The sequence below is a fragment of the Paenibacillus lutrae genome, from assembly GCF_009757775.1.
Classification (GTDB): domain Bacteria; phylum Bacillota; class Bacilli; order Paenibacillales; family NBRC-103111; genus Paenibacillus_F; species Paenibacillus_F lutrae.
Map to the genome: position 1 here is coordinate 26372 of NZ_RHLK01000025.1, position 11857 is coordinate 38228.

General features: G+C 51.7%; 11 protein-coding genes. 2 read left to right on the forward strand and 9 right to left on the reverse strand.

The genetic code is table 11. From position 1 onward, the window contains the following. Nucleotides 1-132: 132 nt before the first annotated feature. From EDM21_RS23645 to EDM21_RS23685, 9 genes are all read right to left on the reverse strand, one after another. Entirely contained in the window at nt 133-1308 is a 1176-nt protein-coding gene (locus EDM21_RS23645; protein ID WP_157338832.1) for a hypothetical protein, read from the reverse strand. Then, on the reverse strand, nt 1298-1867 hold the full coding sequence (locus tag EDM21_RS23650; protein WP_157338833.1) for a hypothetical protein: 570 nt from the start codon (nt 1865-1867) through the stop codon (nt 1298-1300). Before EDM21_RS23650 ends, EDM21_RS23645 begins: the two co-directional genes overlap by 11 nt. Continuing rightward, on the reverse strand, nt 1864-2388 hold the full coding sequence (locus EDM21_RS23655) for an RNA polymerase sigma factor (RefSeq protein ID WP_068777827.1): 525 nt from the start codon (nt 2386-2388) through the stop codon (nt 1864-1866). Before EDM21_RS23655 ends, EDM21_RS23650 begins: the two co-directional genes overlap by 4 nt. 172 nt (nt 2389-2560) lie before the next feature. After that, nucleotides 2561-3520: an ABC transporter ATP-binding protein gene (locus tag EDM21_RS23660; protein WP_338044041.1), complete on the reverse strand. Its 960-nt coding sequence runs from the start codon at nt 3518-3520 to the stop codon at nt 2561-2563. Beyond that, on the reverse strand, nt 3403-4242 hold the full coding sequence (locus EDM21_RS23665; protein WP_157338835.1) for a hypothetical protein: 840 nt from the start codon (nt 4240-4242) through the stop codon (nt 3403-3405). The genes EDM21_RS23660 and EDM21_RS23665 overlap by 118 nt, the downstream gene beginning before the upstream one ends. Next, complete coding sequence (locus EDM21_RS23670; protein WP_157338836.1) at nt 4235-4852, reverse strand: RNA polymerase sigma factor; 618 nt, start codon at nt 4850-4852, stop codon at nt 4235-4237. The genes EDM21_RS23665 and EDM21_RS23670 overlap by 8 nt, the downstream gene beginning before the upstream one ends. Nucleotides 4853-4890: 38 nt before the next feature. Beyond that, complete coding sequence (locus EDM21_RS23675; RefSeq protein WP_235918343.1) at nt 4891-5610, reverse strand: hypothetical protein; 720 nt, start codon at nt 5608-5610, stop codon at nt 4891-4893. Beyond that, nucleotides 5607-7835, reverse strand: a complete 2229-nt coding sequence (locus EDM21_RS23680; RefSeq protein ID WP_166542163.1) for a hypothetical protein — start codon at nt 7833-7835, stop codon at nt 5607-5609. The genes EDM21_RS23675 and EDM21_RS23680 overlap by 4 nt, the downstream gene beginning before the upstream one ends. Next, nucleotides 7828-8694, reverse strand: a complete 867-nt coding sequence (locus EDM21_RS23685; protein WP_157338837.1) for an ABC transporter ATP-binding protein — start codon at nt 8692-8694, stop codon at nt 7828-7830. Before EDM21_RS23685 ends, EDM21_RS23680 begins: the two co-directional genes overlap by 8 nt. 214 nt (nt 8695-8908) lie before the next feature. Between EDM21_RS23685 and EDM21_RS23690 the strand changes: the two genes are divergently transcribed. Both EDM21_RS23690 and EDM21_RS23695 read left to right on the forward strand, forming a co-directional pair. Beyond that, nucleotides 8909-9778: an SPL family radical SAM protein gene (locus tag EDM21_RS23690; RefSeq protein WP_157338844.1), complete on the forward strand. Its 870-nt coding sequence runs from the start codon at nt 8909-8911 to the stop codon at nt 9776-9778. A 328-nt stretch (nt 9779-10106) separates the two neighbouring features. Then, complete coding sequence (locus EDM21_RS23695; RefSeq protein WP_157338838.1) at nt 10107-11672, forward strand: CAP-associated domain-containing protein; 1566 nt, start codon at nt 10107-10109, stop codon at nt 11670-11672. Nucleotides 11673-11857 lie beyond the last annotated feature (185 nt).

Here is an 11857-nt window from a genome sequence, read left to right on the forward strand (position 1 = left end):
CGGTCAATGACTTCAAGCTCCTAAACAAACAAGCTGGCAACGGTAGATTACCGTCGCCAGCTTGTTTATTTGAGCTTTTTCATCGTTATAAGAACGAGTGTATTCTAATCCGCTTTGTGCAGCTCGTACGTCCTACCGGTCCGGGCGGTTAAAGAGGAGAGTTAAGCCCCCTCCGATCAAAATCATGGCCACGATAAAGGTCTGAAAGTACGATGAAAGTGAATAGGGCCAGTCATGAGACGGGAAATATTTATGCAGCACATCCAGTAGGACTTCATTCGTCAGGTAGTAGATGCCCACAATGATGATGAGGAAACCGATTTTACGCTGGTGCCGCTTCAACCCCTTAAACAAAGGGCGGTCATCGAGGAATTCATAGTCCTGTTTCGAAATATATTGAAGAGCATCGAAGAAGCTGTAGAACCAGAAAATCGGGATCAAAAACAGGAACAGCGATAGCCTTAGTACGTCCATTATATAGATCGAGAATAAGAATCCCGCCATAAGCTGCAGTCCTCTTGTTTGTAGGCCCAAGTAAAGATGGGCAGCTCCCGGGAAGACAGCCAGAATGGTGGCGATTGTTTTGCTGCGTCTGCCTTCATGACGGCTCTCATGAAAATCATCGAAAAAGCTGCGGTCAATCAGTTCATAGCCTTCCTGCTTCTTCTCGAGCTGACGGAGAGCATCGAAAATGATGTAAATCCACAGAACCGGAAGGCCCAGGATGAAGAAGAAGAACTCTTCCATATGGGTCAAGGACCCGGCGAAGAAAATCAGAATGGCCGCTCCTACGAAGAAGATCATAGCCGATAAACCGCGGTACATCAGTCCGAGCTGATAATGGCCGAGTCCGGGGATAAAGGAGGCCAGCATAATTCTGCGGCGCTCCTGCTTACGCTGCCATTCGTAGGCGCCCGGATGATAACGGGAAGCGGGTCCTACCGGACCATTGGCCATCTCCGGTCCTATCGGACCGTGAGCATCCGGACCGCTTACGTGACCGTAACCCTCAGCGCTATGGGGGATATAATCGGTCGAGTAACCCGGCTGTCCCGTTGGCCTGCGGTGGCCCAAAGTGACAAACATATCAATCAGATTGATGATCCAGACAACTCCAGCCACAAAGAGCATGAGCAGGGCAATTTCCTCATCTATATTGTTGGAAATGGCCAATAGGAAGAGCAGACCGAGCGGCCCGAAAAATCCCGCTCCGTACAGGAAGGCTCGGAAATATCGGTATAAGTAGAAGTGGCCAAGTCCGGGTATGAGAGAAAGGAGCAGCGCAGCGGTATTGGATCTAGGGTTCAAGAGAATTTCCTCCTTTGGATTTCTGGGCATGCAGGGTGTCGAAGAACGTGAAGGTCTGCTCCATGATCTTCTCGGATACGGGCGCATGCTGTGTTTTCTGCGCTTCGGCGCGGATTCCTGCCACGTCATCCTTCATTTTATCGAAAATGCCGGTTGTCATGAGTAAGAGTGTGGCCGCTGCCGCTATAGAGTAGTGGATAAAAGCTAACCGCCTCGGTGACCGGGCTTTCTGTTTGTGGATCCTTCTGGAGGATTTAGAACGTTTGCTGTCTTCCTCCGCTGTACCTGCAGTAACCGGAGGAGTTGATTGTTCTCTTTCTTCTCCCGTTCTAATGCCCGCAATCTGGTGCAGAACCCGGTCGGTCAGGCTATCGGCATCGGGCTGGTCCGGAAGGGGAAGAGCAGTTGCCATGGCTTCTATACATTCTGTATAAATTTCCAAACAGACATCACAATCGTACAGGTGTGTCTCCAGAAGGTTCCGCTGGCGGCCATCTGTGAGCTCTCCGGTAATATACCGCAGCCATTCCTTGCGTTGAACATGATTCTCAAGGTTCATTTAAACTCTTCCTCCTTCCAGTGCTGCTTGATCCATTGTTTGGCCCGATACAGCTTGGATTTGATGGTTTGTACCGTTACTTCCTGTTCGTCTGCAATTTGCTGGTATGATTTGTCTTCATAATAAAAGGCAATAAGGACGTCTCTATAGTTTTCGGGAAGCTCATTCAATTTGCGCATCACGAGTTCCCGAAATTCCTTGTGAATGAGCGGATCTTCCGTATCGGAGCGGAGCATGGAGGGAGGGGGCATGGTTTCTTCCATGCCGTCGGTGGCCATCTCACGCTGCCGGTACGCTTTTCTTTTATAATCTATCGCCTTATTGACGGCAACGCGGGAGAGCCAGGCCTTAAGACCTTTTACCTCGGTGTGGGGGAGGGAGGTAAACATCTTGAGAAAGACTTCCTGCATCACATCTTCGGCATCTTTAGGATGCCGGACGACTGAGAAAACGATCTGAAATACATAGTTCCGATAGGCACGGACAATTTCACGAAAGGATTCCTCATCGCCGGCGATCATCCCTTGGACGAGCTGCTCCTCTTGGTACGTTAAAATGTCTTTCTCCCTCCCCTCTCCAACAGTATAGACGAAGCAAATAGCAGCGAGTTCTGCACTTCGGGCAAAAATATCTTCCTATGCAAAAAAAACCGCTATTCCTGGTCAGAAATAGCGGGTTTAAGGATGTCTCTTCTTATTCAAGCCGCCGGGAGCGTATAAAATACGCATCTTCGATGGTAGTCCCGACTTCCTCGAAACCAGGACCGGGACAATCGCGGCCGAATACACGCCATTGCAAGTCATTGTTTCCTATAGGCTTCTTCACCATTACATAAGCTTCCTTCCAGGAAGTTCGGGCATCGGCAGGAAGAATCCCTTGCCATACCCGGAGCGTGGTCTGCCTCCAAAGCTGGGGCGTTCCGTAAAACGCAGGTCTGCCCTCATCCAGCCAGAGCAGTTGATCCGCTTCATTCCATTCGGAAAGCTCATGCGCGGCCACCACAATTACACAGGATCTGGCATGCCGGTACAGAATGCGGGTGACCGCTTTGCGCTGGAAGGAGTCCAGGTAATTAAGCGGCTCATCCAGCAGCAAATACCGGGGCGAGCCGAGCAGTGCCTGGCAGATGGCCAGCCGCTGCTGCATCCCCTGGGAGAGGGTTCCGATTCGCTTGCGGTTCACGTCCAGCAGCTCGAATTCACCCAGCAGCCGATCGGCTTGCACAGGGTCTGCACCTTTGAGCAGACACATATATTTCAGCAGCCGCAGCGGCGTCATGTCTTCATGCAGTTCCACATCGGAGGGCACGTAGCCGATCCGGCTGCGGATAAGCGGGAGCTGCTCACGCGGACTTCCTTCCCGGTAGCTGATTTCGCCGGCGTCCGGGAAATCGGCGGTCGCAAGCAGCCGAAGCAGCGTGGATTTGCCTGAGCCGTTCCGGCCGACGAGCAGGGTCAGACCGGTGCTTAGCAGCAGATCATCTGCCTGCAGCCGGATCTGCCCTTCATAGGAGCGGGATACACGATGCAGGCGGATCATATAGACTGCCAGCCCCGCACCGTTGCCAGCCGCAGGCTGCTGCGGTAAGCGGATAATAGCAGCAGCAGCCCTGCCGCTATTAAGGAGACCTGCAGGATGAACGTCCAGTTCCACGCCGCATCCTGGAATTCACGGCGCAGCCAGCCTTCCGCAGCCAGTTCCGCTCCCCATCCGGTTCCGGCTGCAATGACCGCGGCGGACATGCCTTTTTTCATCAGAACAAGAGCAGTTAGTCCACTTACGAGAAGTAGCGGGGCAATCCAGTCGAACACGAAAGGCAGTATAGCGAATGTTCGGGAGTCTTCATTCAGGGTCGTAAAGGTGTAAAGAGACCCCGCGATTCCCAGAATGGCAATCATAAAAAGCAGTACCACCAGACGGCTGAACATCAGCAGAGCGGGCGGATAAGGCGTAACGCTCTCAATCATCCGCATCCCTTCATTCCAGCTCCGGTATTGATACAGGAAGCCGCATACGAGCAGAAGGGGGAAAGCCAAGGAATAGGAGGAGCGGGCGGGAAGCGGACCATTCATAGGAAGTGTCGAATTAATCATGAGAAGCATGGCGAACAGCACAATGCTCAGGAGCCAGAACCACTTGTTGTACATAGTGAACTGATGCTTGCACAGAACCAGCAGAGAAGGCCTGACAGCAGCAGCGGGTTCAGGGTCCGCTTCGTACCCGGCATTTTCCCGTATGACATCAAAGTGGACCTGCAAGCGCCCAAGCAGAGCGGAGGTATCTGTGCGGGTCGGTGTTGTAACCAAATAGCCTCTTAAGAGAGTGGAGGTGCTTTTCTCAAGTTCATCCAGTTGTTTATCGTCCGTGTCATGCATGCGGTTTTCCCTCCCTAGGTGCGCGTCTTAATGGATTATCTTCGGAGTTACCTTGTGGCAGCAAGTCCCCCATACTCGTTCCTAACAGAACCTTTAGCTTGCGAAGTGCGCTGTACAGATGGGTCTTCGTTGTGCTGAGGGGAAGGTCGAGGACTTCGGTAATCTCCTGCAGCTTAAGGTCATGGAAGAAGCGGAGCACGACAATATTATTCTGGACCTCCGGCAAAGACCGGAGCGCCGCTATCATTTCTTTCCTTGCTTCCTGACGTTCGTATATCTCTACGACGGAAGCTTGAAGATCCGGAGTTTCGGGCAGTTCAGCCGTCAGATGATTTTCATTCCGGTAGGCAAGGCTTTTCCAGTAATCGCGGCATAAATTCAGCGCGACCCGGTACATCCAAGGCCGGATGTTATCCGGGACTTTGTGTTGTTGAAGCTGCTTGAGAAGCCGTACAAACACTTCTTGTACGAGATCCTCGGCCTTGCGGGCATCATACAGCATGCGTTCCAGGTAATTCTGCAGCGGAGCGTGGTAGCGGTAAACGAAGGCTTCGAAGGCAGCTTGATCGCCACGCGCCATTGCTTCCACCAGATGTTCATCGGTGAGCATGTCCAGCCTCCTTTTTTAAGATACGATGCGGCCCTTTGCTACTCTTCTTCCTCATGGCCGATCCATCTGCTGCGGTTAGCTGCAACGAATAGTGTAAGGGCTAGGAGCAAGCAAGCGGCCGCTGCAAGCAGAAGCCGGTTAATGAGGAACAGTCCCGGAAGGTCGCGGGAGTGCTCTTCTATAAAAGAGGTATGAAGAGTCAGATACGGCATCCAGGAGCCGTGAGAAAGCATATCCAGCATCCAGATCCCTAAGCCTGCCAGCAGTCCGGTATATATTTTTTTCGTAAGGAGGAGCAGGCTAATGACGAGCAGACACATGAACAGGTGGGCAGGAAGCTGCTGAAGCAGCAGAGAACTTATTCCGGTATCCGTTTGGGGCTGCGGCTTACCGGGGCTGCCGTAAGAAAACACAAGGGTGGAGACAGTGCTGAATTTAGCCCGGTAAGCCGTATGCCAACTTATTTGATACAGGACCGTGAAAAGAGCGAGAAGCCCTATTTTACGCAAGACCATTCCCTTCATGGATATCGGAAAAGTTGCAAAGATCTCCATTGCCCCGCCGAGCTCACGCTGAAACATGCCGATCGTGAGCATGATGAGCAAGGGATAGAAGGCCGTTTCCGCATAAAAAAGCGGATTGTTCGGGTATTCGGGATCAGCCGTAAAGAAAGTGACGGCGAGCATGAGCAGGTAGAGAAAAGGCATGATCCCCCACATGCTCTTATAATTCAAAAGGTCATGACGGATTATACTCATGGGCCGACTATCCTGTTCCATGTCTCGTTCCAGTCATCCAGCGTATACACCGGATATTGAAAAGGAGCTTCCGGCGCGCTCAATCCCTTTTGGTAGAAGGAGGCCAGCACCTGTTTGGTTTGTTCGGTCTTGCCCTCGTTCAGTGCTTTCTGTACTTGAAGCAGGATCTGATTGCGGGCCCTATCCTGATTAGGATGGAGGGGATCGGCGTTAGTGCTGGGCAGTAAGACTTGAGAAAAAGCAACTTTACGTATCTCTTCATCGGTCATTTTGACGCCATCCTTGTAGAAAAGGTACAAAAAGGCGGCACGGATTTCCATAAATATGGAAGGCCTGTTTTCGTGTAAGTTTTTATCATTCTGCGCGTCTTCGTTGATATCAACATCAGCAAAACTGATCTGCCTCTTGTCATCTCCGAACAAGACTGCATTCATGGCATTGACGAGTTGATAATCATCCAAATTGTGGGATTTGGTTTCGCCGATCAGGTAGCTGGAACCCGATAGTCCACTGATCCTCGTATCATGTATCCGAAGATTCTCTAAAGGAAAGTAGAACAGGGTCCGGATACTTAATAATTCAGTTTTAAGAAGAGGCTTGTAATAAGCTTTAAATTTGAGCAGCTCGGACCAGAACTTCTCCGCTTCCAGTCGGTTTCCGGGCGTGGTGACCATTTTCATCGGGCTGGCGGGGTCCCGCAGCTCAATGAAGTTTCCTGCATAGAAAGAGGCTTCTTTTACATGACTTTGCGTAAAGTGCTGCCTGCTGATGGCACTGCCGTCTTCCTCCGCAAGATTTCCATAGATCCGGCCTGAAAAGCCCTGCCAGGTAACATCAAAATCAGAAGGATATGGAAGGTGCTCTCCGCCGGATGGGTAAACTCGGTTGCTGTCGCTGCCATATTTTACAAACATAGGTTTATTCGTTGCCGCAGGATACCAGCCGCTAACGCCCGGCAAGTAAATCGAAGGATCCTTTATAAAAGAGACAAACTGTTCCATATTGTTGTGCGGATCTAATCTCCAGTTAATCCCTTCATCCTTGTAGACGAATGTAAGATTTTGCAGCGTTTTATTCCGGTCGAACTGATTACTGTCTATTGTAATTAAGCTGCCCGTTCTTTGAAAGGGGAGCGACTTTTGATCTATCAACAATTGTTCCACGTGAAAATGTGGGTGAAGCGAGAAGAACGTCTGCTCTTCCGGAAGATCTGTCGTTTTGAAAGCAAGCTGGGCCTTAATCTTAACTTCCTCAGAATTTTGTTTCGTCAATTCCAATCGATAAGACGAGACGGGAAAGGTCACATAACTGTCTATGCTGCCCTCGGCAGTTTGTACCGCATGTTGGATCAGCTCGTTGCTTGCGGCGATTCGCGGCACCCAAATTTGAGCGTAGGAATAATAACATCCAACCGACAAACCCGAGAATGCCAGCAGGGCAAGCCCCCATTTGCCGCGGGTATTGCTGGGGCGTACTGTTTTCAGAACGAATACGCAGGCGGTAAGCATAAGAAGAGTGAAACTGAGTACGAAGAAACGTGATGACCAAGTCTCCGGTTTTAACAGCCCAATCCCCCAAGCCTCATTAGCATAAAAAGAATCCAGCATCAGTTGACTGAGGTGAAAAGGCCTCAGCATCTCTAGCTGTATAAGGCCTAATCTGCGGATCAGGAAGATGTCGATAAAAAAAGTACCAAAAATCCAGGCGCAAAAGCCGATTAAATAGATAATACGGTTGCGGATGGCAACCGCCAGCAGCATAGCCAGCGCTAGCGTAACCATATAAGACCACTCGTATTGGATAGCAAAGAATAACAGCTCTTGGAGAAGAACGTCTGTGCTTATCTTATATTGAACAGCAAAATAGACATATACGGCTGACATAGCTGCTGTAAATAAGGACAGATAAATAAATCCGACCGCGTATTTGGCGCTTAAGGGCACGGCTGCCGACACGGGGAGCCCGCCCATCCATTCGCAGGAAGGTTTCGAAATATCGCGGCGTATCATCAGAATCCCGATCAAGACGGCTACTCCGAGACTCAGGGTGTGTTTGACCTTGTGGAAATCGTAGACATACATATATAAATCTTGAGACACCGGAGGAGCGATTCCAGCTAACGATACTGCCATCCAAACACCGAACAACAAAGGGAGGATTAGAAGAAAAGGACTGTTGATCAGAAGCCGCAGCTCCAGCAGAAAAGCACGCTGCCACTTAATCACGTCGGTCACCTCCGATTAGAGCCAGGTAGCCGTCTTCCAAAGTGGGCCGCACCGGGATGGAGTCTCCCGCAGGCCGGGACTCGGAGACGATGCGGCACAGCATACCGTGACCGGTACGGCGCGCCGATACAATCTCGTGAGGCTTATAAGCAGCGAACTCCCGTTCGCCGAGCTCCGCCTCCCACACCTTGCCTTCGGCGCAAGCCTGCAGCTCCGTCAAGCTTCCGGCGAAAGCCACCTGCCCGCGGCTGAGTACCGCTACGCGGCTGCAGCTGCTCTCGATATCGGCCACGATATGGGTCGAGAGCAGCACAGTGCGGCTCAAGCTGGATTGGTTCAGCAGATTGCGAAACCGCACCCGCTCCTCGGGATCCAGGCCCGCGGTCGGTTCATCGACGATGAGTACGCGCGGATCGCCAAGCAGTGCCTGTGCAATTCCCAAGCGCTGCTTCATGCCGCCGGAGAAAGTCCGGATCTTGGCGCGTGCTTTATCGGTCAGATTAACCTGCTCCAGCAGATACAGGATCTGCTCACGCCGCTCGGAGGGACGGTTCATTCCTTTCATAACGGCTACATAGTCAAGGAATTCAAGCGCCGTCAACTGGGGATAGAGGTGAAAGTACTGCGGCAGATACCCGATGATGGGGCGGATCTGCTCCGCATCGGCGAGGTCAATACCGCCCATGCGAACGGAACCTTTCGTAGGTGTAAGAAGGGTGGCCAGTATTCGCATCAGCGTTGTTTTGCCAGCGCCATTGGGACCGAGCAGGCCAAACATCTCCTGCTTAATATCCAAAGAAACATCCTGGAGAGCCGTGTGTTTTTTATAGGATTTGGTTAAATTTCTGATTTCAATCATTTCGTTCTTCCTTTGCCAAGGTTTACTCTACGCGTATGTACTTGTTCAACGACAAGGGTTTAATAAAAGTTTGAGAAGGACCAAAGAAATAAATGGGAACCAGACGGATTCCGCTAAAAATGTTAGGATAGAAAATATCAATACGAAAATATGTTCGTGTGTCCGTCTGCATATTCTTACGCAGTTAGTTTGCAAAGAAAGAGAGGTTTTACCCATGAAGGCAGAGGTGCGGTATAAGCAGCCGAAGCGGCTGTTAAACCCGGCGAGCGGGTTCCTAAGCGGCTACACGCATACGTTAAACCCTTATACAGGCTGCGCTTATGCCTGCTCTTACTGTTATGTCCGCCGCATGCCTGTTGGGTTGTTCGCCGGCCAGCCCTGGGGATCGTGGGTCGATGTCAAGGAGGGGGCGGCCGACTTGCTGCGCAAGGAGCTTGTGCGGGCGCGCAAGAAAGGGCCGGTGACGATCTTCATGTCATCGAGCACCGACCCTTACCAGCCCGCTGAAGCCCGCGAAGGCATCACACGGTCGCTGCTTGAAGTCATGGCGGACGACCCGCCGGACTTCCTCTTCTTGCAGACGCGCAGCCCCCACGTCACACGTGATGCGGATCTGCTGCTGCGATTCGGGAGTCGCGTGCTCGTGAGCGTCACGGTCGAGACGGACCGCGATGATATCCGCCGGGCATTCGCTCCGTCAGCACCTCCGATTCCCGCCCGGCTGAAGGCACTGCGCGAGTTGACGGCGCTCGGCGTGCCTACGCAGGCGGCGATCGCACCGCTGCTGCCATGCACAGACGGGTTCGGCGCGCGGCTTGCCGAAGTGACTGCGAACGTGTGTCTGGACACATTCGCCATGGGAGACGGCAGCGGCGGCAGGCGGACGGAGCAGCTGCGCATCTCGGAGATCCACGAGCAGCTCGGTCTCAGCGAGTGGTACCGGCCGGAAGCGTATTTGCACGTTCGCGAGCAGCTCACCGGCGCGTTTGATCCGGGCCGCATCCGGATCAGCCGCGATGGCTTCTTGCCCCTGCCAGCCGAAGCGGGGGCAGGGGATGCCCCCGGCGGCGGGCCGGAGGGATGAAGCGATTATCGCGGCCGTTTCCTCCCCTGGCAGGCTCTGAAGCCCCGCAATTCAGCCTGACAGAATAAGATTTGTATCCGTCTTCGAGCTGCTTCCTATGCGGGAAATGCAAGCATATTAAAGAAGAATGAATATGTACTCAGCAATTTCTAATTGAAGCTTGCTAAACCTAGAGCTTACACGGTTTTAGCGGTGTAACCACCTGTCTTATGGTGGATCGGCCAATTTACCGGATCGTTCTTTTCAGCTAGAATGATAGAGAAATTTGATAGAGAAGCAGTCGTGTGGTACGGCAGAATCCAATCGATCCAATACAAGGAGTGAGCATATGATACGAAGAAACACGAAGATGCTGATCGGCGGTCTGTTGACTTGCGCATTGTTAGTATCGGGGTCTCCTGTACCTAACCAGGCGGCCGTTGCGGCTCAAGCGTCATCTGCCCAAGCCGTATTTACAGATATTCAAGGCCACTGGGCTTCGGAAACAATTCGTTGGGCGTATGGAAAAAATATGACTGACGGTTACTCAGACGGCACTTTCAAACCCGACAAATCGGTGACTGAACCAGAGTTTCTGGCTCTTCTGCTCCGTGCCTATAACAAAGTAAGCCCGGATGCGGCAGCTGATGGCGGCAAGTGGTTTGATTCTTATTATACAAAAGCAGAAAGTTATAACTGGCCTTTATTAAAAGCGGGAAATGCTCCTTATCTCCGCGGTGATGCAGCCAAATTGATTGCTGCGACTCAAGGCAAGAAGCTGTCGACTGAGGATGCGATTAAGCAGTTGATTTCACAGGGTTTATCCCAAGGCAAAACAAATGCCAGCGAGGACGGATTCGCAGCAGGCGATACTTTAACGCGTGCGGAAGCTTTGACTTTCCTGCAGAATCTGCTGCGTAAGCAGAATGATCTTATAGGCGTTCCTTCCGAGCCTTCTAAAGAACCGGTTCCTTCCAATCCTCCAGGTGGAGAAGGCGAGTCAGACAAAGAGCCTGCTCCGGGAGGCGGCACCAAGCCGGATACAGGCACAGAGAAACCCGATACAGATGACTCTGCATCTACACCTCAGTCAGACCAAGCATTTGCGATAGAAGGCGTAGCTGTAGGGGAGACGGAGAACGCTTTGATTCAGAAGCTGGGAAATCCGGCACGTAAAGACCTTAGCGGCTATGGATATACCTGGTATATTTACAACACCGATTATAAACATTATGTGCAGGTAGGTGTGCAGGACGGTAAAGTTGTCGCGCTCTACACGAATACAGGCAATTGGACTAAAGCAGGTGGCGTAACGGTTGATTCAACTGCTGCCGATGTGGAAAGCGGTATGGCCGGAGCCCAGAAAACAGGAGGAAGCGGCGGGAAGTCTGCTGTTTATAAAAGCGGCTCGCTGAACATCACGTTCTACTTTGATGCCAATGATGGCGGTAAAGTGATGGGACTTCTCGTGCGTGACGCGGCAGCCAGCACAAGCGCCAGCAAAGCGGACACTGCCGGCACGGAACTGCGGACTGCATACGAGAAACAGACCTTCGATATCACGAATGCACACCGTGTACGTATAGGGAAAGCACCATTTGTGTGGGATGACAAAATCGCCGGAACAGCGCGCAAGCACAGTCAGGACATGGCTGCGGGCGGATACTTTGATCATACCAACAAGCAGGGGCAATCCCCGTTTGACCGGATGAAGAACGATGGGCTGCAGTATAGCAGTGCAGCTGAGAATATCGCGGCCGGATATTCCGATCCGATTGAAGTCGTCAACGGCTGGATGAATTCGTCCGGACACCGCACGAACATCTTGGGCGGCACTACACATCTTGGCGTCGGTATTTATTTCGGCGGTTCGATGAAAGTGTACTACACCCAGAATTTCTACACCCCGCGTTAATCAATGATTGTTTAAAGAATAGCAAGAGATAAGAAGCGGATCTCCATTAGGGAGATCCGTTCAGATTGCAGACAAACTCCTTTGTTCCGAATGGAACTCAGGAGTTTGTCTTGTTTGGAGAAATAAAAAACTCAAAAATGCAGTAAGTTTCTGTTTTGAGCCACCGGTTCTCCAAAGCCAGGTGG